At 74.2% G+C, this 19,416-nt stretch carries 17 protein-coding genes; 9 read left to right on the top strand and 8 right to left on the bottom strand.

What is annotated here, in order from left to right:
- Positions 1-20 precede the first annotated feature (20 nt).
- Positions 21-308 (top strand): putative quinol monooxygenase, encoded by a 288-nt coding sequence (locus ACTEI_RS14105; protein WP_164465944.1) that lies wholly within the window; start codon positions 21-23, stop codon positions 306-308.
- 144 nt (positions 309-452) lie between these two features.
- Entirely contained in the window at positions 453-1,022 is a 570-nt protein-coding gene (locus ACTEI_RS14100; RefSeq protein ID WP_122978079.1) for a GNAT family N-acetyltransferase, read from the top strand.
- A gap of 97 nt (positions 1,023-1,119) precedes the next feature.
- On the opposite strand, the gene ACTEI_RS14095 is transcribed toward ACTEI_RS14100, so the two are convergent.
- The gene (locus ACTEI_RS14095; RefSeq protein ID WP_122978078.1) at positions 1,120-1,614 is read right to left on the bottom strand and encodes a hemerythrin domain-containing protein; all 495 of its coding nucleotides are present in this window, start codon (positions 1,612-1,614) and stop codon (positions 1,120-1,122) included.
- 150 nt (positions 1,615-1,764) lie between these two features.
- Here ACTEI_RS14095 and ACTEI_RS14090 point away from each other — a divergent pair, with 150 nt between their 5' ends.
- The gene (locus tag ACTEI_RS14090) at positions 1,765-2,919 is read left to right on the top strand and encodes an oxygenase MpaB family protein (protein ID WP_122978077.1); all 1,155 of its coding nucleotides are present in this window, start codon (positions 1,765-1,767) and stop codon (positions 2,917-2,919) included.
- A 544-nt stretch (positions 2,920-3,463) separates the two neighbouring features.
- Here ACTEI_RS14090 and ACTEI_RS14085 read toward each other — a convergent pair.
- From ACTEI_RS14085 to ACTEI_RS14070, 5 genes are all read right to left on the bottom strand, one after another.
- On the bottom strand, positions 3,464-3,952 hold the full coding sequence (locus tag ACTEI_RS14085; RefSeq protein ID WP_239082634.1) for a GNAT family N-acetyltransferase: 489 nt from the start codon (positions 3,950-3,952) through the stop codon (positions 3,464-3,466).
- Between the two features lie 1,160 nt (positions 3,953-5,112).
- Positions 5,113-5,334: a hypothetical protein gene (locus tag ACTEI_RS36960; RefSeq protein WP_145831087.1), complete on the bottom strand. Its 222-nt coding sequence runs from the start codon at positions 5,332-5,334 to the stop codon at positions 5,113-5,115.
- A 1,433-nt stretch (positions 5,335-6,767) separates the two neighbouring features.
- Entirely contained in the window at positions 6,768-6,977 is a 210-nt protein-coding gene (locus ACTEI_RS14080; RefSeq protein WP_122978075.1) for a hypothetical protein, read from the bottom strand.
- Between the two features lie 208 nt (positions 6,978-7,185).
- Positions 7,186-8,004 (bottom strand): DivIVA domain-containing protein, encoded by an 819-nt coding sequence (locus ACTEI_RS38940; RefSeq protein WP_122978074.1) that lies wholly within the window; start codon positions 8,002-8,004, stop codon positions 7,186-7,188.
- 422 nt (positions 8,005-8,426) lie between these two features.
- Positions 8,427-10,232 (bottom strand): hybrid sensor histidine kinase/response regulator, encoded by a 1,806-nt coding sequence (locus tag ACTEI_RS14070; protein WP_122978073.1) that lies wholly within the window; start codon positions 10,230-10,232, stop codon positions 8,427-8,429.
- A 184-nt stretch (positions 10,233-10,416) separates the two neighbouring features.
- Between ACTEI_RS14070 and ACTEI_RS36955 the strand changes: the two genes are divergently transcribed.
- A complete protein-coding gene (locus ACTEI_RS36955; RefSeq protein ID WP_164465943.1) occupies positions 10,417-10,584 on the top strand; it encodes a hypothetical protein in 168 nt (55 codons plus the stop codon).
- Positions 10,585-10,732: 148 nt separating this feature from the next.
- Here ACTEI_RS36955 and ACTEI_RS14065 read toward each other — a convergent pair whose 3' ends face one another.
- Entirely contained in the window at positions 10,733-11,929 is a 1,197-nt protein-coding gene (locus tag ACTEI_RS14065) for a hypothetical protein (RefSeq protein WP_145831088.1), read from the bottom strand.
- A 146-nt stretch (positions 11,930-12,075) separates the two neighbouring features.
- On the opposite strand from ACTEI_RS14065, the gene ACTEI_RS14060 reads away from it, so the two are divergent.
- From ACTEI_RS14060 to ACTEI_RS14040, 5 genes are all read left to right on the top strand, one after another.
- Positions 12,076-12,570: a 2Fe-2S iron-sulfur cluster-binding protein gene (locus ACTEI_RS14060; protein WP_122978071.1), complete on the top strand. Its 495-nt coding sequence runs from the start codon at positions 12,076-12,078 to the stop codon at positions 12,568-12,570.
- Positions 12,567-13,541, top strand: a complete 975-nt coding sequence (locus ACTEI_RS14055; protein WP_122978070.1) for an FAD binding domain-containing protein — start codon at positions 12,567-12,569, stop codon at positions 13,539-13,541. Before ACTEI_RS14060 ends, ACTEI_RS14055 begins: the two co-directional genes overlap by 4 nt.
- Positions 13,538-15,580: a xanthine dehydrogenase family protein molybdopterin-binding subunit gene (locus tag ACTEI_RS14050; protein ID WP_122978069.1), complete on the top strand. Its 2,043-nt coding sequence runs from the start codon at positions 13,538-13,540 to the stop codon at positions 15,578-15,580. The genes ACTEI_RS14055 and ACTEI_RS14050 overlap by 4 nt, the downstream gene beginning before the upstream one ends.
- 193 nt (positions 15,581-15,773) lie before the next feature.
- On the top strand, positions 15,774-16,454 hold the full coding sequence (locus ACTEI_RS14045) for a SprT-like domain-containing protein (protein ID WP_122978068.1): 681 nt from the start codon (positions 15,774-15,776) through the stop codon (positions 16,452-16,454).
- A 318-nt stretch (positions 16,455-16,772) separates the two neighbouring features.
- The gene (locus tag ACTEI_RS14040; RefSeq protein WP_122978067.1) at positions 16,773-18,386 is read left to right on the top strand and encodes a methyl-accepting chemotaxis protein; all 1,614 of its coding nucleotides are present in this window, start codon (positions 16,773-16,775) and stop codon (positions 18,384-18,386) included.
- Here the strand turns inward: ACTEI_RS14040 and ACTEI_RS14035 are convergent.
- Entirely contained in the window at positions 18,376-19,416 is a 1,041-nt protein-coding gene (locus ACTEI_RS14035) for an LLM class flavin-dependent oxidoreductase (RefSeq protein ID WP_122978066.1), read from the bottom strand. The genes ACTEI_RS14040 and ACTEI_RS14035 overlap by 11 nt on opposite strands.

Here is a 19,416-nt window from a genome sequence, read left to right as displayed (position 1 = left end):
GGGGGAGATGGACGATGGCGGTGTGTGTCGCGATTCTGCGGGCCGAACCGGAACACGCCGAGGAGGTGGAGCGCACCATCCGGGACATCGCCGCGGCCACCCGCGACGAGCCCGGGGCGCTGGCCTTCGTCCTGCACCGGCAGGGCGCCGACACCTTCATCGTGTACGAGAAGTACGCCGACGAGGCGGCGCGGGACGCACACTTCGCCGCGCCGTACGTCGCCGGTTTCGTCGCCCGCTTCCCGGAGTTGCTCGCCGGCGAGCCGCAGATCGAGTTCGCCGAGGAGCTGGTCGGCTTCGCCCGCTGAGCCGGCGGGCTCCCCGGCGCGCGGAACGTGGTGGGACGGCACACCGCCGTCCCGCCCCCGGGGGGCGGTTCGCACACGATCACGATGACCACATCGAGTCGCGAACGCCTCACGGACGAGGTCAGAGCACAGTAGTTTGCGCACATGAGCATCGAAGTCCGGCCCGCCACGTCCTTCCAGGACCTCGCCACGATCCTGGGCCCGAAGAATCCCGGGTCGTCGGTGTGCTGGTGCCTGAGTCACCGCGTCGACGCGAGAACCAACAGATCGCTGGTCGGCCCGCAGCGCGGGGAGTACGTCAAGAAGCTCACCGAGCGCGACGTCGCGCCGGGCGTGCTCGCCTACGACGGTGACGAGGTCGTGGGGTGGGCGGCCGTCGCGCCGCGCGCCGAGCTGCCATTCGCCCGGTCGCGCAAGATCCCGCACGTGGACGACCTGCCGGTGTGGTCGGTGTGGTGTTTCCGGGTCCGCCCCGGTCATCGCGGCCGCGGCATCAGCCGGACGCTGCTGGACGGCGCGGTCGATTTCGCCCGCGGGCACGGCGCGCCGGCCGTCGAGGGCTACCCGGTCGACAACGAGGGCACGAGGGTCGACGTGGTGATGGCCTACGTCGGCACCCGCGGTCTCTTCGAGGCGGCCGGGTTCACCCTGGCCAGCGCGACCAGCGCGGTGTCCGGCGGGTTCCCGCGCGTCGTCATGCGCCGCGAGCTGTGAGCCGACCGGCGGTAGCCGATCCGGGCGGAACCGATGCGGCCGGCCACGTCTTGGCCGGCGAGCGGCCGAAGTCGTCGCGGACGGGGCCGGCCGCTGCTCAGCCGGCCTCCGCGGCCTGGACGTCGTACAGCTCGCCGGCCATCACGTGCAGCCGCTGGACCGGCACCAGGTCGCGCAGCAGCGGGAACTCGTCGAGCTCCTCACGGGTCGCGTGGTCCAGGATGGCGTGGTACAACGCGGCGAACCCGCGATCGAAGTCCGGGTGCCGGGCGCCGAGAACCTGCAGCCCGGCGACGGACCGCTCGATCGCGTCCTCCTCCAGCATGCGGGACAGGCCGAGCAGGTTGCCGGCGGGCGAGCCGGCGCGGGTGGCCGGGTGCACCACGGCGCGTTCACCGCGCTCGTGGACACGCACGGTGGCAGCCAGCTCGGCGAAGCGCCGCTCCCGTTCCTCGCCCCGGGACCGCTCCACCCCGGCACACATTTCGCGGATCTCGTCGTGCTGCTCCAGCAGCAGGTCGATGACATCGAGATAGTCCGCCGGCGGGGTGGCGGCGAACGTGGTCGGCACGGCGTGCAGGAAAGAACTCATGGCCTACCCCTGACATGAGAGACGGCGCCGGGGTCCAGGGCATCTACCACACTACTCCCGCCCGTGCCGCAAGAACGCCGGTCCGGCAGCTGACGGTCACGATGCGTGCCCGGGTACGCGGGTGGTGCCCGGCGCCCCTAGAGTCGTGGCATGGTTCCCACCAGGTTCGGCGCGGACCGGGCGTGGGGTGAGCGCGCCGCGCGGCCACTGCGGCTGCTCGCCGGGGCCGGGGCGCAACCGACCGGACCGGAGCTCGCGGCGCTGCGGGCCGCCCTGACCCGGCGCGACGAGCCCGCCGCCGCGCTGGTCCGGGCGGTGCGGGCCACGCCCGGACTGAGCGTCGGCGACCTGCGCCGGGTGCTGGCCGCCGGCCCGGCCGGCGACGTGCCCGAGCCGTTCGCGGCCTTCTACGCCACCGTGCTGGACCGGCCCGCCTGGGTCGACGACGGCCTGCTGGCCCGCGGGGCGCAGGCGTGCCGGGCGTTCGGCATGGACGCCGGGCTGGTGCTGGCCTACGGTTCGCTGCTGGGCGGCTACCGCACCGGCGCGGCCCTCGAACCGCTGGTCCGCACCGGCCGCCTCACCGGCGACGAGACGCTGCGGCGAATCATGGAGACGACGCTGTGGTGGCGCGCGGTCACCGCGCCGGGCGCTCTGGCGCCGCACGGCGCCGGATTCCGCGCCACCCTGCACGTACGCGTCATGCACGCCCTGGTCAACGCCCGGCTGGAGGACGACCCGACCTGGGACCACGCCGGCCGCGGCCTGCCCATCAACCAGTACGACCAGGCCAGCACCCTGGGCGTGTTCTCCACCAGCTTCCTGCTGCATCTGCGGCTGCTCGGGGTGCGGGTCTCGCGCGCCGACGCGCGGGCGGTCATGCACCTGTGGTGTTACGTCGGCTGGCTGCTCGGCGTCGATGAGCGGTGGCTGCCGCACACCGAGCGGCAGGGGCGACGCCAGCTGTACCACCTCCTGTCGTACGACCCGCCGCCGGACGCCAACAGCGTCGCGCTGGCCCGCGCCCTGATCGCGATGACCGATCACGTGACGCACGGCTGGCGGCGGGTGTACGAACGCGAGCGGGCCCTGTCGGTCAGCACCTGGCTGCTGGGCCGTTCCGCGATGCGCGACCTGGGTCTGCCCCGCCGCCCACCGTGGTACGGCCTGGCCCGGGTCGCCGCGAACCTGCTGATCAGCCAGGGGCTGGGCCGGCTGCCGGGCGGCCGGTCACGGCTGCTGGCCCGCGGCGAACGTCAGGCGCGCGCCCGGTTCGCCCGCTGGGGCGCCGACCTGCCGGACTGAGCGGTGCGGCGCGCGGCGCACCGCCGCGCCGGGCGGCGACGTGCCCCACAGTGGCGGGCGGAGACCTCTCCGGGTGCACGTGCCGGAGTCCGACCCCGGCGGAGTTGCGCGAGCGGCTGCGGCGGACCCGGTAGCCGCGCCCGCGCCCGGGCAGGGCGTGCACGGCGCGCCGAGCGTGCCCCGGACTCGTCGACCTACTCGCCGCCGAGCGTGCCCCGGACTCGTCGACCTACTCGCCAGATTCATCGCACCGCGCCGCGGACCGTGGGCCACGCGCTCGCCGGCTCCCCGGCGGGCTGTGCGCGTGGCTGGCCGCGAAGCCGCTGACCTGGAGCGACGTCCCGCTGACCCGGGAGCATCCCCGACCAGGTGACGCTGTACCGGCGGACCGGGACCGCGACGTCGGCGGCCCGGCGCCACGCCGAGCGCATCGACCGGGCGGCGGCCACGTCCCGCCCCGCGGGTGCCCGGCCCGTTCGTCGACGACCTGTGCCCCCTTTCTTCGACCCGCGGCGATACCGGTGAGGTACGGTCCCCGGGGCGGTCAGGACCGCCACTCCGGCGCGAGGATCGCGTAGAGATCGGAGTCGCGCCAGCCGTCGCGGATGAGCATGGTCTCGCGCATCCGGCCCTCGTGCCGCATACCGAGCTTGCGCAGCACGCGCGCCGACGCCACGTTACGCGGATCGCAGGTGGCGAAGATCCGGTGCAGCCCGTGCCCGCTGAAGCCCAGGTCGAGCAGTTCCCGCGCCGCGGCGGTGGCCAGGCCCCGGCCCCACCACGCGGGATGGATGCCGTAGCTGATCTCGCCCCGGTGCCGGTCGTGCATCTTCAGCTCGGCGATGCCGACGACCGTGCCGTCGTGGACCACCAGGTACGGCAAGCGGCTCTGCGGCCGCCGCTGCCACTGCGCCGCCGCTGTCCGGACGTACTCCTCGGTCTCCTCCGGCGTGTTCGGGCCCCACGCCTGGAACCGGCACGACTCCGGCAGCCGCGCCCACTCGTGCACGGCCGGCCAGTCCCCGGCCGTCACCGGCCTCAGCATCGCCCGACCGGCGCCAGGCAGCCGCCCCGGACGGCGGCCGCCGGCACCGACCGACTCCCGTACGGCGGGCGCCGCCTCACCACGTCGCCGCGGGCACCGGAACCGGCCGGCGCGGCGAGACCGAGAACCGCCGCCCACACGGCGCCGTCCGCCCCGGCCGCGAGGGCGCTCGGCGTCCCACCCTCCGGCAGTCTCACTTCACGATCGTCCACGCTCCCACGTTAGCCATGCTCCGCCGCGCCACCCGAAACACCGAAACGCCGAGACGCATCGCAGCGAAAGTCCAAACTCGACCGCCGCCCACCGGACCGCCGCCCACCGACCCGCCGCCCACCGACCCGCCCACGGCCGAGCCACCGCCCACCAAACCGCCCACGGCCGAGCCACCGCCCACCGATACGCCGACAGCCGAGCCACCGCCCACCAAACCACCGCCCACCGATACGCCGACAGCCGAGCCACCGCCCACCAAACCGCCGCCCACCGACCCGCCGACGGCCGAGCCACCGCGGCGAGCCAGCGACGGCCGAGCCAACGGCGGCCGAGCCAACCGGCGGCCGAGCCGGGCACAAATCCGGTGGACGGTCGGGCGAGTCCCTTTCGGTTGGCTCGTGAGTCGGCGCGACGTTCGCTCACGATCGTCCGGTGATCGCCGGGGAACGGCCTCGACGGCTGCACGCAGACGGCCCAGACCGACAACCTGCACACCCTCGTGACCGACACGCGCCGCCACCGCACCGTGACCGCACCGCGATCACCGGCCACCTAACCGCCCAGCACCATCGCACGCAGGACAGGTCAACCGCATCCAGACGCGCACCACGCGCCATGTCCGGCCGAGCCGATCCGCCAGCCCCGGCGACACGTCCTCATCCCGCGCTGAGTCTCCACGGCCCGGCCGATTGATCCTGGCCCACTCGCCGCCGCCGGTGAGCAAGGGCATCAGGTCACAGTCCGTAAATCCCCACCGCACGGACGCCGGACCGGAGGCCGCTCGCGCCGAAGCCGACGCATTCGCGGTCATGCCGAATCGGAGATATGCGAAATCGGCGGCGCGCGCATCCCCTCCGCATGTCCGACTGGCGAAACAATGAGCCACCATGAACCGAATTCAGGCGAAAAGAAGATCGACCCGGAATACCAGCCGATCACGCTCCCGTCACCTCGACCACGGAGCGAACTTTCGTCACATCGACCATCGGATTCCCTACCGTTACCGCGCCCCGCACTGTCGTTACATCGACAACCGGATTCCCTACCGCCACCGCCGCCTGCACTTGTGCTACATCGACCATCGGGTTCCCAGCCGTTACCACGAACTGCACTTTTGCTACATCGAGCACCGGATTCGCTGCCGTTACCTCGACCACCGGTTTTGCTGTTCTCAACCTCGGCCACCGCCCGGTGACCACCGCGGACCCGGCGGCGGCGGATATCGCCGAGTGTCACCTCGACCACCATCCCGCGGCGACCGACCTCACTCGGGAAAACCCCACCCCCGACCGGACCGACACCGATCGGCGCGCCCGCAACTCGGCACGATCCCCACGATGAATCCGCGACAACCGGTGTCACCGCCCGAGGGCGCGATCGACCCGGCCACGGCACATGCCGCAGGCCGGAGATCAGACTCCGCAGAGGCGGAGCCAGAGCCGCAGCCACCGGGTCCGCACCAGAGTGAGCGCCCACTGGTGCAGTCACCGGGTCCACGCCAGACTGCGCGTCGACTGGTGCAGCCGCCCGATCCACACCAGACTGCGCGCCGACTGGTGCAGCCACCGGGTCGGCACCAGACTGCGCGCCCACTGGTGCAGCCACCGGCTCCACACCAGACCACGCGCCGACTGGTGACGCCGGCACGGCGGGCCTGGAGGCCGGGTCCGCCCGCGGCGAAGCCACCACCGCCGGTGGTGAGACAGAGCCCGACTGCGCCACTGACGAAGCGGCGACCACCACTGGCGACACAGAACCCGAGCCCATCCCCGCCGAAGCCGGGACCACCGCAGACGAAGCCGGAACCACCGCAGACGAGGCAGGAGCCGCGACGACCGGCCGCGAAGCCGATCCGCCCGCGGGCGTAGCCGTGACCGCCGGCCGAATCCGGTCCCCTCTGCCGACGGGCGCGGTCAACACCCCCGCGCCACCACGCCGCAACTTCTCGGCATGCCGGCGCCGCAAACCCCAGAAACGCCGACGCTCATGTTCACGACGAAACTCGTCACGAGTGGGTGAATAATTCCGCGCAACGGTCCGCTCCCGCATACCCGCGATTTCCACCCTGCTGAACAGCGACAACTGCCCCATGCCACCATTATCCCGCCCCCGCCCGCCCCAAATCAGCATTCGATCATGCCAATTCCCATTCCTTCGACCGCGCCACCGTCCGAGAAGCGCCGAAACGAAATCGGTTCGAAAGAGGGGGATGTGATGACACACCGAGCCGCTGCGGAGGACGCGCCACGCTCTCGGCAGGCCGTCACCTTGCGTGACGAGTACTTTCGGAAGGAACGCAGACCCGATGGCTGTCAGCGCCGGAGGCGGCCCACCAACCAGCGGAGGGAATCCAGCCCCGGCGACCGCCGCACCGAAACAGACCATCAACCCAAACCAACGACCTTCAGTACCCGAAGCGGGCCACCAACCAGCGGAAGGCATGCAGCCCCGGCAACCGCCAGCACCGAAACAGACCATCAACCCAAACCAACGACCTTCAGTACCCGAAGCGGGCCACCAACCAGCGGAAGGCATGCAGCCCCGGCAACCGCCAGCACCGAAACAGACCATCAACCCAAACCAACGACCTTCAGTACCCGAAGCGGCCCACCAACCAGCTAAGGCCGGCGGAGATCTGGGCCAGCCCGGCCGCCTGCCGGTTGTGCGCCACCTCGGCCGCGGTCTCCTCCGCCGCGGTGGCCGCCTCGGCGATGTTGGTGGCGATCTCGCTGCTGCCGCCGGCCGCCTCGGAGACGCTGCGGTTCATCTGACTGGCGAACTTCGGCTTGGCCGCGGTCACCAGGGCGGAGCTATCGGTCAGCCGGCCGACGTGGACGCGACCAGGGCGACGACCGCCACCACCAGGTGCACCGTGGCGCGTAAGTACCGCGCGGTCGGCGAATCAGCGACGAGGCGGCACGGGCTCCATCATCCACGCGGATCCGCACCGGTCGGGGCCGAACCACCCACCGTTGCCGCCGTGACGGACGGGATGCCCTCGGGTCGCCTCACGCGCCGATGGCGTCCCGCCGGGCGGTGCCGATCCCGGTGTCGGCCCCGCTCCCGGCACCGACGGCCGCCCCAGCACCAGCACCGCTCCCGGCCCCAGCACCGCTCCCGGCCCCAGCACCGCTCCCGGCCCCAGCACCGCCCTGAGCCCCAGCGCCGCCCCCGGCACCAGCACCGCCCTCAGCCCCAGCACCGCCCCCGGCACCAGCGCCACCCCCGGTACCGGCGAATTCGGCCAGGCGGCCGGTCACGTCCTCCTCCAGCGCCGCCCGGTGACGCCGCGCGAGCTCGCGCAGCTCGTTGATCCGGTCCAGGGCCGCGGCACGCTTCGCGGTCAGTCCGGCGATCGCCTCAGCGTGGGCGTGCCGGGCGTCCGCCAGGATCGTCGAGGCCCGCAGCTCCGCGTCGCTGACCAGCTGCGCGGCCTTGGTGGCGGCCTGCTCCAGCAGCGCCTGCGCCTGCCGGCGTGCCTCGGCGACGTGCTCGTCGGCGGTCCGGCGCGCGGCTTCGACCATGCGCGAGCCGGCCGGCTGCGTCGCCGGGACCGGGGCCGCCGCTCGGGCCTGCGCCAGCTCGTCCCGCAGAGCCCGCAGCTCCTCCTCGGCGCGCAGCCGGTCCAGTTCCGCCCGGCGGACCCGTTCGGCGAGGTCGTCGTGCGCGAGCTGGTCGCTGAGCGCGCGGTTCTCGGCCGCCAGCCGCCGCATCTCGCCGGCCACGTCGTCCAGGAACGCGTCGACCTCGTCCTCGCTGTATCCGTGTGCGCCGGCGGCCGGCCGCCGGAACGCGACGCTGTCTATCTCGGCCGGGGTGAGCGGCACGGCGACACCTGCCTTCCCTGAGACTCCGCCCGCCGCCGTGCCTGGTACGACCGGCGGGAGCCGCGCCCTCCAGGGCCACCGCGTCCCGGTCGGGGCGGTCCGGCGGCGCGCAGCGACAGCCGCGATCCGGATGACCGGCCACTCAGGCGGGTCGACGTCGTTCCGAAGTACACCCGGCACCCTGTCCAATGTCAACATCGCGTCGCGGAGGCACCCCGTCTGCGTGACGACGGCACCGGCCGCCGCAGTCCCCCGGGCATCCCGCATTCACCGCCGACAATCGCGGGCGGTAGCACCGCCGGTGCACAGCGTCACCGCAAGTGCCCGATCGATCCGGATAGGTCAGGACTGGGAGGAATCATCGGTACGGGCGGTTCGGGGTTCCAAACCCGCCGGAGTGTCGGACACCCCACTCCGGCGGTTCACGCCTCGACCTGCCGGGAGCCGAGCACCTCACCGACTCCGGCCAGCAGCTCCGCCGCGGTGAACGGCTTCTGCACGATCCGGGCGTCCGGGCCGAGGTGGTACTCCCGGCGCACCTCGACGTCGCTGTAGCCGGACATGAACAGCACCCGCAGGTCCGGCCGGCGTGACCGCACCTGCTCGGCGAGCGCCGGGCCGGAGCGGCCGCGCAGCACGACGTCGAAGATGATCAGGGAGACGTCGCTCAAGTCGTCGTCGAGCAGCGGGTCCTCGAGCGCGGCGGCCCGGTAGCCGTTGTCCCGGAGGATGCGGACCACCAGGTCCCGTACGAATTCGTCGTCCTCGACCACCAGGATCAGCTCACCGTGGCCGGGGGCCGGCCCGGCGGCCGGGTCGTGGCCGGCGGTCTCCGCCGTCGCGGCCGAGGGCAGCAGGATCCGGAACGTCGTGCCGCATCCCGGCGCGGACTCCACGCCGATGGTGCCGCCCGCCTCGTCGACGATGCCGTACACGGTGGCCAGCCCGAGCCCGGTGCCCCGGTCGGGCGGCTTGGTGGTGAAGAACGGCTCGAAGAGCCGGTCGCGCACCTCGGCGGTCATCCCGGTGCCGGTGTCGCTGACCGTCAGCCGGACATAGCGGCCCGGCGGCAGCCCCGAGGACGATCGCTCGTCCAGGTTCAGCCAGTCGGTCTCGACCACCACGACACCGCCGTCGGGCATCGCGTCACGCGCGTTGATCACCAGGTTGAGCAGGATCTGATCGAGCCGCCCGCGGTTGGCGCGGACCGGCATGCATCCCGGGCCAGGATGGCAGACCAGCCGGATGTTCTCGCCGATGGTGCGTTCCAGCAGCTCGCCGGCCTCGGCCACCACCCGGTTGAGGTCGAGGATCTCCACCCGGGTGGGCTCCCGCTTGGCGAACACCAGCAGCTGCCCGGTCAGCGCCTTGGCCCGGTCCGCGGCGCCGCGGATCCGCGTCACGTCCTCCGCGGCCTGCCCGCTGACCTCCTCGGCGAGGAAGTCGGCGTGGTTCAGGATGATCGCCAGCAGGTTGTTGAAGTCGTGCGCGATCCCGCCGGCGAGCTGGCCCAGGCTTTCCAGCCGGGCGGCCCGCGCGGACCGTTCCTGGGCCCGCCGCTCCTCGGTGACGTCGCGTTCGGTGGCGGCCGCCGCGACCACCACGCCGTTCTCGTCACGGATCGGCCAGACGGTGACCGAGACCAGGAACGGCGTGCCGTCCGCGCGGACCCGGTCCGCCTGCTCCAGGTGCACCTGCTCGCCGTGGGCGAGCCGGGCCAGCACGTCCTCCAGGACGCCGACGCTCTCCGGCGGCAGCAGGTCGGCGCACCGCTGGCCGACGGCCTCGCCGGCCGACCAGCCGTAGATCCGTTCCGCGCCGCCGTTCCAGGCGGTGACGGTGCCGTCCAGGGTGCAGGTGATGATCGCGTCGGTGGACTGCTCGGCGACCGCGGCGAACATCTCGCGGGCCGTGGCCGCGTCGGTCGCCACCCGCAGCGCCCGCCGGTGATGGCGGGCCAGCAGCCAGCAGACCACGGTGGAGCAGATCGTCAGCAGCATCCGGTCGATCTGCGCGCCGGTGCCGAGCAGGCCCTGCCAGGAGGAGACCGCGAAGCCGGCGGCCAGCGCGTAGCCCCCGACCGCCAGCACCGCCGCCGGGCTCGCCGCCGGGGCGGCCAGCGCCGGGGCGACCGCCACCATGCCGAAGCCCAGGGCATCCGCCGGCAGCGCCGCCGCGACCGCGGCGAGCACGGTCACCGACGCCACCGCGACCGTCACGTACGACATGCGCGGTCGCCCTCGCGGGTCCGCTGCCGCCGCCGCTGGCTTGCTCACGGGAGCGCCCCCTTTGCGAAGCTGATCCCGATGGCGAGAGCTTTCCCGTAGCGTAAACCTCCGCCGGTCGAGCCGGGTTCGCATGGCCGCAGGTGGCGGCAGGCACCAGCCGCCGCCGGAGGAGGAAGGGGTCACGATGGCGACGTGCAATCTGTGCCCGCCGGGCCGGCGGGACATCCCGGACGGTGAGATCGACGAGCACCGGCGCACCGCCCACCCGGAGGTCGCCGCCGACGGCACCCGGAAGACCGACGGCAGCCGGATCGTCGCGGACTCGGCGACCGACGACCACGCGCAGGACTGAACCGGTCAGCGAACCCGGCCGCGCCGCGCCGCGGTGATGTCCCAACCGGCCGCAGCGCCGGCCCCGTGCCGGACTGAACCGGTCACGCGCCGCGGTGATGTCCCAACCGGCCGCAGCGCAGCGCCGGCACCGTGCCGGACTGAACCGGTCAGCGAACCCGGCCGCGCCGCGCCGCGGTGATGTCCCAACCGGCCGCGGCGCCGGCCCCGTGCAGGACGGCGAGGCGCGCCCCCGCGCCACGCGGCGCCGGATCCGGCCGCCGTGCCGGCACCGCCGCGACGACGTGCTCCGGGACCAGCACGCTGACATCGACCGCTGCGGCCACCCGGCGCACCGCCTCGTGCAGGGCGGCCAGCGCGGCGCGCCGGTCCCCCGCGCCCCGGCAGCCGGCCAGCGCCGCCTGGACCCGCGCGTCCCCGGCGACGGCGGCGAGACTGACCGGGCAGGCGGGCATCCGCTGCTCGAACACCGCGTCGCGCCGGTCACGGTGGCCCAGCGACACTCGATAACAGTCGGCGAGCAGGGCCGGCACGCCGGCCGCCGGAACCGGCAGCGACGGCTCGGTGCAGCCGTCCAGCCACACCTGCGCCCCGCTGGGCTCGTCCTGGTCGAGCAGCTCGGCGAGCTCGACGACCGGCCGCTCGGCGGCACAGTCGTGGACCACGTGCAGGACGTCGCCACAGCCGTACATCACCGCCCGGCTGTCCGGCGCGGCCGGCTCCCGCGCCGGCTGCCGGTCGATCGCGCCGCCCGGCCCGGCGCACGCCGCCACCCGGGGCGCGGCGCGCCGCTCCAGCGCCGCGGCGGCGTCCTGGAGCAGGTCGAGCCACCGGTCCGGGTCCCGGCGCAGGGACAGCGCGCGGGCGCCCCGGCGCTGGCACTCCCGGGTGATCCGGTCCAGGCACGCCTCGATGTCGTGGCGGCGCAGTTCGCCCAGCCGCGCGGCGAGCCGCTCCGGCCCGGGCGGCGGCGGCAGGCTCGACACCCGGGCGATCAGGGCGTCGACCCGGGCCAGCCGCTGCCCGACGCGCTCCAGCTCGGCACGGTACCCGTGCTGCCGGGCCGCCCGGCACGCCCGCAGGCCGATCACCTGGAACTCGGCGGCCCGCCGCCGGAACGCCTCGGTCGCCGGGGTCACCGGCTGCGGCGGACCGGGGTGTCCGGCCGGCCCCGGCGGGTGCGGCAGCGGCTCGCCCGCACCGACCGGCGCGGGCGTGCGGATCCCCGGCGCGAGCAGCGTCGCGGCGGCCGGCGACTCCCGGGAGCGTGGGGCGGGCGGCTGCCACGCCCGCGGCGGCCCGCTCCGGTACGGCTGATCCAGGCCCATCGGCTCATGGGGTCTCATGCGAACCTCCGGCGTCGGACGTCGCATATCAGCCTGGCAGAACGGCCCGGTCGGCGGAACGACCGATCTGCGACAGCGGCGGTCGCGGATCCACCCCCCGACCGTGCGCCGAGGTTGATTCGCGCGCGCCGGGGTATCGGGCGGGAATGCGTCTCACCGTCAACGGGGTCCAGCACCACCTGGTCGGCCTGGACCCGCGCACCACCCTGCTCGACGCGCTGCGGGAGCGGCTGCACCTGACCGGCGCCAAGAAGGGCTGCGACCACGGCCAGTGCGGGGCCTGCACGGTGCTGCTGAACGGGCGCCGGGTCAACAGCTGCCTGATCCTGGCGATCACCCAGCAGGACGCCGAGGTGACCACCATCGAGGGGCTCGGGCATCGTGGCGAACCACACCCGGTGCAGCGGGGCTTCCTCGAACACGACGGCTTCCAGTGCGGCTACTGCACGCCGGGGCAGATCTGCTCGGCGGTCGGCATGCTCGACGAGGTGGCCCGCGGCTGGCCGAGCGCGGTGACCGGCGACGGCGACGCGGACCCGCTCAGCGACGCGGAGATCCGCGAGCGGATGAGCGGCAACCTGTGCCGCTGCGGGGCGTACCCGAACATGGTGCCGGCGATCCGGCAGGCGGCGGGCCGGTGAAGACGTTCGCGTACCGCGCCGCCACCGGGCTCGCCGACGGGCTGGAGCCCGGGGCGGTCTTCCTGGCCGGCGGCACGAACCTGGTCGACCTGATGAAGCTGGGCGTGGCCACCCCGGACGTGCTCGTCGACGTGAACCGGCTGCCGCTGCACGAGGTGAGCAAGCTGCCGGACGGCGGGCTCCGCGTCGGCGCCGGCGTACGCAACAGCGACCTCGCCGCGGACCCCCGGATCCGCACCGGCTACCCGGCGCTGAGCCAGGCCCTGCTCGCCGGCGCCTCCGGGCAGCTGCGCAACATGGCCACGACCGGTGGCAACCTGCTGCAGCGCACCCGCTGCCGGTATTTCATGGACGCCTCGATGCCGTGCAACAAGCACACGCCCGGCTCGGGCTGCCCGGCCCGCGACGGCGACCACCGCAACCTGGCGATCCTGGGCGGCTCACCGGCGTGCATCGCGACGCACCCGTCGGACATGGCCGTCGCGCTCGCCGCCCTGGACGCGGTGGTGCGCGTCGACGGCCCGGCCGGGGCGCGCGCCGTCACGGTGACCGAGCTGCACCGGCTGCCCGGCGACACCCCCGAGCGGGACACGACGCTGCAGCACGGCGAGCTGATCACCGCGGTGGACCTGCCGGCGCTGCCGGTCGCGGCCCGCTCGGCGTACCGCAAGGCCCGCGACCGCGCGTCCTACGCGTTCGCCGTCGGTTCGGTCGCCGCCGCCCTGCAGACCCGCGACGGCCTGGTCGAACAGGTGCGCCTGGCGTTCGGCGCGGTGGCGCACAAGCCGTGGCGGGCGTACACCGCCGAACAGGCGCTGCGCGGCCGGCCGGCGACCCGCGCGTCGTTCCTGGCCGCCGCGGACGCCGAGCTGGAGGCCGCGCGGCCGTTGCGGGACAACGCGTACAAGGTCCCGCTGATCCGCAATCTCACCGCCGCGGTGCTGACCGCCCTGACCGGGGAGGACCGATGACGACGACGACTCCGCGGGCGGTCGGCGCGCCGCTGGCCCGCCTGGAAGGACCCGCGAAGGTCTCCGGCGCGGCCCGGTACGCCGCGGAATATCCGCAGGACGAGCCGGCGTACGGCTGGATCGTGCCGTCCCCGGTCCCGCGCGGGCGCCTCAACGCGGTCCTCAGCGACCCGGCCGAGGAGAACGTGCTCGCCGTGCTCTGGTACGGCAACGCCCCGGAACTGGCCGGCGCCGACGACCCGGAGCTGGCCGTCCTGCAGTCCGACCGGATCAGCTACCGCGGCCAGCCGGTCGCCCTGGTGGTGGCCGCGTCGCTGGAGGCGGCCCGGCACGCCGCCCAGGTCGTCCAGCTGGACATCACCGCCGAGGACCACGACGTCGAACTGCGCACCGACCACCCGGGCCTGTACACGCCGGAGAAGGTCAACCCGGCGTTCCCGGCCGAGACCGCCGAGGGTGACGTCGAGGCGGCGCTGGCCGCGGCGCCGGTGACGGTCGACGTCACCTACTCCACCCCGGCGCTGCACAACAGCCCGATGGAACCGCACGCCACGATCGCCCGCTGGCACGGCGACGAGCTGCTCGTGTACGACTCGAACCAGCACCCGTCCGGGGTGGCCGCCACCCTGGCCACCGTCTTCGGGTTGCCGCCGGAGCGGGTACGGGTGATCACCGAGCATGTCGGCGGCGGTTTCGGATCCAAGGGCACCGCCCGCCCGAACGCCGTGCTGGCCGCGCTGGCCGCCCGGGTCACCGGCCGGCCGGTGCAGGTCGCGCTCCCCCGGCAGGCGATGTTCAGCCTGGTCGGGCACCGCACCCCGACGATCCAGCGGATCCGTCTCGGCGCCGGCCCGGACGGCACCCTGACCGCGATCGACCATCAGGCGTACTCGCAGACCAGCCGGCTGTTCGAGTTCGCCGAGCAGACCGCAGTGGCGACCCGGCACATGTACGCCGTACCGGACCGGCGCACCGGCCACCGCGTCGTCCGCCTGGACATGCCCACGCCCCGGTGGATGCGCGCGCCCGGGGAGGCGCCCGGCATGGCGGCGCTGGAGTGCGCCCTCGACGAGCTCGCCACGACGCTCGGGGTGGACCCGGTCGAGCTGCGGATCCGGTCGTCGGCCGGCAACCCCGGCTACCTGCGGTGCCTGCGCGCCGGCGCGGAACGCTTCGGCTGGGCCGGCCGGGATCCGCGGCCGGCCCGGCGGCGCGACGGTGACTGGTGGATCGGGACCGGGGTGGCCGGCGCGACCTATCCGGCGATGGCCCAGCCGTCCGCGGCCCGGGCGCGGGCGCTCGGCGACGGCCGGTTCGAGGTGGCGATCGCGGCCGCCGACCTGGGCACCGGAGCGCGTACCGTGCTGGCCCAGATCGCCGCGGACGAGCTGGGCGTGCCGGTCGAGCGGGTGCGGATCCGGATCGGCGACAGCACGCTGCCGCAGGCGTCGGTGGCGGGCGGCTCCTCGGGCAGCGCCTCGTGGGGCTGGGCGGTCACCGGCGCCTGCCGTGAGCTGCGCGAATCCGGCCGGGACGAGGTGTTGTTCGACACCACCGAGCTGCTGCGGCGAGGCGAGCGGGAACAGCGGCACGCCTTCGGCGCGCACTTCGCCGAGGTCCGCGTCGACGCGGTCACCGGTGAGATCCGGGTGTCCCGCCTGTACGGCATGTACGACGCCGGGCGCATCCTGAACCCGCGTACCGCCCGCAGCCAGTTCCTCGGCGGCATGATCATGGGGATGGGCATGGCCCTGCACGAGGAGGGCGTGCTGGACCCGTCGGTCGGCGCCTGGGTCAACCACGACCTGGCCGAATACCACATCCCGGCGCACGCCGACGTGGAGCGGATCGAGGCGGAGTGGCTCGACGAGCCCGCGGACGAGCAGCTCAACCCGATGGGCAGCAAGGGCATCGGGGAGATCGGCATCGTGGGTTCCCCGGCCGCCATCCTCAACGCCGTCTGGCACGCCACCGGGGTCCGGATCCGCGACTTCCCGGCCCGGCTGGACAAGCTGCTGCCCGCCCTGCCGCCGGAGTAGGCCCGCCGCTCGGTACCGCCCTCCGCGCGCCCCGGGCCCGCCGCTCGGTACCGGCCGCCGCGCGCCCCGGGCCCGCCGCTCGCCCGCACGCGGCGCGGCACCGGCGGCCGGACGTCCCGGCGGGGCGCCGGGGCCGCCGTCACCGCCCCGCGCCGACCGTTCATCATGGTCGGGACGGAAGGGAGCGGCACGGTTGGACCTGAGCGACGCACGTGAGCTCGCCGTCGGCCTGATGGCCCGGCACCGGCTCACCGGATGGCGGCTGACCTTCGACGACGCCAAGACCCGTGCCGGGGTGTGCCGGGCCGACCGCAAGGAGATCGGCCTCTCCCGCCCGCTGGTCCGGCTGTACTCGCCCGAACAGGTGACCGAGACGGTGCTGCACGAGATCGCGCACGCCCTCGCCGGTCCGCGCCACGGTCACGACGCGGTGTGGCGGGCGACGGCGATCCGCATCGGCTGCTCCGGGCGCCGCTGCGTACCGGAGGAGGCGCCCCGGGTGGCCGGCGCGTGGACCGGGGTGTGCCGGGCCGGGCACCGCACCACGGCACACCGCCGGCCGGTCCGGGTGCGGTCGTGCCGCCGGTGCTCGCCGGCGTTCGACCGGTCCGCGCTGTTCGCCTGGACCTACCGGGAGCATCCGGCCCCGATGCATCCGGACTACGTGGCCGAGCTGGCCCGGATCCGGGGCGCCGCCGCCGCGCCGCCGTTCCGGCCGCGGGTCGGTGACCGGGTACGGCTCAAGGGCGGCGGCAGGTACGGCGGCCTGGTCGGCACCATCGTCAAGCAGGGCCGGACCCGCTACCAGGTGCAGACCCGCCCGGGCCTGCTGAACGTCCCGTTCGCCCTGGTGGAGCCGGTCACTTCGCCCTGACGCGGCGCCGCTTGCCGCGCGCCACCGCCCCGGCCGGCCCACGCCACCGTCCCGGCCGGCCCACGCCACCGTCCCGGCGCGGCGCACGCCACCGTCCCGGCGCGGCGCACGCCACCGCCCCCGGCCCACGCCACCGTCCCGTCCCGGCCCGGCCCACGCCACCGCCCCGGCCCGGCCCGCGCCACCGCCCCGGCCCGGCCCGCGCCACCGCCCCGGCGCGACTGCGGAGCCGGGCCGCCCCGGAACCCTCAACCCGGCACGCCGGCGGCCGACTAGGGGTCAGCACGCCTCCAGCGTGTTCAACTCGGGGAGATCTGCATGCGTATCCGCGACGTGAGTGTCGGCAAACGCCTCGGCACGTCCTACCTTGTCCTGACCACACTGATCGTCACCTCGGCCGGAGTCGGCTGGTGGGGGCTGCGGCAGCAGGCCTCGGCCCAGCGGGAGCTGGCCGCGCTGGAGCGGGTGCGCGACGACATCCAGGCCGTCAAGTACAACGCCGCCGACGTGACCGGCTGGCAGGGCCTGGTGGTCGCGGACGCGGGCGCGTTCGGCTACGCGTACGCGACGGGCCCGGACGGTTTCAACCGGCAGGGCGAGATGAAGAGTAAGGACGCCATCTACGCCGGGCTGGAGGCCACCGACACGACCGCCATGACCGCGGCCGAGCGGGCGCAGTTCGCCAAGCTGAAGCCGGCCTGGGACGATTTCTTCGACTGGGACGAGCAGGTCATGCGGTGGCTGGCGGCGGATACCCGCGCGGCCCGGGCCAAGGCGATGACCAGCATCAACGGCGGTGAGGCGTCGGAGGCGTACGGGGAGGTGCTGGACATCACCGCGGCGCTGGACGAATCGGTCAACACCCGGGTGGAGGCGGTGCGCGCCGACGTCGAGCAGACCCGCGACGCCGCGGTGCGGATGATGGTCGTCGCGCTGGCCCTCGCGGTGGTGCTCGGGGTGCTGATGGGCGTCTGGGTGACCCGCTCGGTGACCGGTCCGCTGGCGAAGGTGCTGGCGGCGCTCAAGCGGCTCGCCGGCTACGACCTCACCGCCCGCGTCGACCTGGACCGCCAGGACGAACTGGGGGTGCTCGGCGACGCGGTGAACCGTACCGCGCAGTCGCTGCGCGACACGGTGTCGGCCATCGCCGGGCACGCCGGCACGGTGTCGGCCGCCTCGCACGAGCTGTCGGAGGTGTCCGCGCGGATCGCCGCCGCCAGCGCCGAGATGAACTCGCAGGCTAACGCGGTCGCGACGTCGGCCGACCACGTCTCCGGCAACGTGCAGACGCTGCAGGCCGGCAGCTCCGAGATGACCCTGGCGATCGACGAGATCGCCCGGAACGCGGGCGAGGCCGCGCAGGTCGCCGGGGAGGCGGTCGGCGTGGTGGAGCGGACCAACCAGACCGTCGGCAAGCTGGGCGAGTCGTCCGCCGAGATCGGCAACGTCGTCAAGATGATCACTTCGATCGCCGAGCAGACGAACCTGCTGGCGCTGAACGCGACGATCGAGGCGGCCCGCGCGGGTGAGCTGGGCAAGGGCTTTGCGGTGGTGGCCGGTGAGGTGAAGGAGCTGGCGCAGGAGACGGCCAAGGCGACCGACGAGATCGGCCGGCTGGTCCAGGCGATCCAGGCCGACTCCTCGGACGCGGTCGGCGCCATCGGCCAGATCGGCGCCGTGGTGTCCCGGATCAGCGACTTCCAGACGCTGATCGCGGCGGCCGTCGAGGAGCAGACCGCCACGACCAGCGAGATGGGCCGCAACGTGGCCGAGGTGGCCGACAGCAGCACGACCATCGCGACCAGCATCGCCGGGGTGGCGACCGCGGTCGGCACCACCACGACGGTGGTCAACCAGGCTCAGGAGAACGCGGCGAACCTGGCCCGCACCAGCAGCGAGCTGCGCGAGCTGGTCGCCGGCTTCAAGCTCTGAGCAGCGGCAGCAGCTGATCGCCCTGCCTGCCGATCTCCGGCAGGTAGGGCGTGTCGGACAGCACGAAGTGGCTGATGCCCAGGTCCTGGTACCTGCGCAGGGACTTGGCGACGTCCGCGGCGGAGCCGACCAGCCAGGTGGTGCCGGCGCCGCCGCCACCGAAGCGGCCCGGCGCGGTGTAGAGGTTGTCGTCGAGGACCTCGCCGCGCGCGGCCAGGTCGAGCAGCCGCTGCTGGCCGACGGCGCCGTGCCGGATCGGGTCCGCCTCCTGCCGGCGGGCCATCTCGGCGACCTTCGCCTCCGCGTCGGCCCAGGCCTGCTCGGTGGTGTCGCGGACCAGCGTGGTGACGCGCAGGCCGAATTCCAGGGGCGGATGTTCGCGGCCCAGCTCGGCGCTGAGCGTCCGGAGACGTTCGATCCGCTCCCGTACGCCGTCGAGCGGCTCGCCCCAGAACAACTGCACGTCGGCCTCGGCCGCGGCGACCCGCTCGGCGGCAGCCGAGGCGCCGCCGAAGTACAGCCGCGGCGGCTGGGCCGGGCGCGGCACCACGGTGGCGCCGGCCACCTGGAAGTGCTCGCCGTGATAGGTGACGTCCGTGGTGGCCCACAGCCGGCGGACGATGCGCAGGAACTCGCGGGTCCGGGCGTACCGGTGGGCCTGGTCGCCCTCGGTGTCGCCGTAGGCGGCGAGGTTGTCCTTGCCGGACACGATGTTGATCAGCACCCGTCCGCCGGTCAGGTGCTGCAGTGTGGCGGCGGCCGAGGCGAAGTGCGCGGGCCGCCAGTACCCGGGCCGGGCCGCGATCAGCGGCCGGAACGTCGTGGTGCGCGCGGCCAGCGCGGTGGCGACGGTGAACGTGTCCGGCCGGCCCCAGCCGGTGCCGATCAGCGCGCCGCCCCAGCCGTGCCGCTCGCAGGCGCGGGCGTGCTCGGTGAGCGTGTCGAGGCTGTTGTGCCCGGTCACCACGTCGTCGCCGCGGTGACCGGGACGGTCCTGGTTGGGGATGTACCAGAGAAATTCGGAACCCAT

Source organism: Actinoplanes teichomyceticus ATCC 31121, assembly GCF_003711105.1.
In the GTDB taxonomy this organism is placed as follows: Bacteria; Actinomycetota; Actinomycetes; order Mycobacteriales; family Micromonosporaceae; genus Actinoplanes; species Actinoplanes teichomyceticus.
This window is presented reverse-complemented; position numbering and strand designations above follow the sequence as displayed.

Coding starts and splice junctions, on each gene's coding strand:
- ACTEI_RS14100 (WP_122978079.1), top strand. CDS start 453: ATGAGCATCGAAGTCCGGCCCGCCACGTCCTTCCAGGACCTCGCCACG.
- ACTEI_RS14095 (WP_122978078.1), bottom strand. CDS start 1,614: ATGAGTTCTTTCCTGCACGCCGTGCCGACCACGTTCGCCGCCACCCCG.
- ACTEI_RS14090 (WP_122978077.1), top strand. CDS start 1,765: ATGGTTCCCACCAGGTTCGGCGCGGACCGGGCGTGGGGTGAGCGCGCC.
- ACTEI_RS14070 (WP_122978073.1), bottom strand. CDS start 10,232: ATGTCGTACGTGACGGTCGCGGTGGCGTCGGTGACCGTGCTCGCCGCG.
- ACTEI_RS36955 (WP_164465943.1), top strand. CDS start 10,417: ATGGCGACGTGCAATCTGTGCCCGCCGGGCCGGCGGGACATCCCGGAC.
- ACTEI_RS14065 (WP_145831088.1), bottom strand. CDS start 11,929: ATGAGACCCCATGAGCCGATGGGCCTGGATCAGCCGTACCGGAGCGGG.
- ACTEI_RS14060 (WP_122978071.1), top strand. CDS start 12,076: ATGCGTCTCACCGTCAACGGGGTCCAGCACCACCTGGTCGGCCTGGAC.
- ACTEI_RS14050 (WP_122978069.1), top strand. CDS start 13,538: ATGACGACGACGACTCCGCGGGCGGTCGGCGCGCCGCTGGCCCGCCTG.
- ACTEI_RS14040 (WP_122978067.1), top strand. CDS start 16,773: ATGCGTATCCGCGACGTGAGTGTCGGCAAACGCCTCGGCACGTCCTAC.
- ACTEI_RS14035 (WP_122978066.1), bottom strand. CDS start 19,416: ATGGGTTCCGAATTTCTCTGGTACATCCCCAACCAGGACCGTCCCGGT.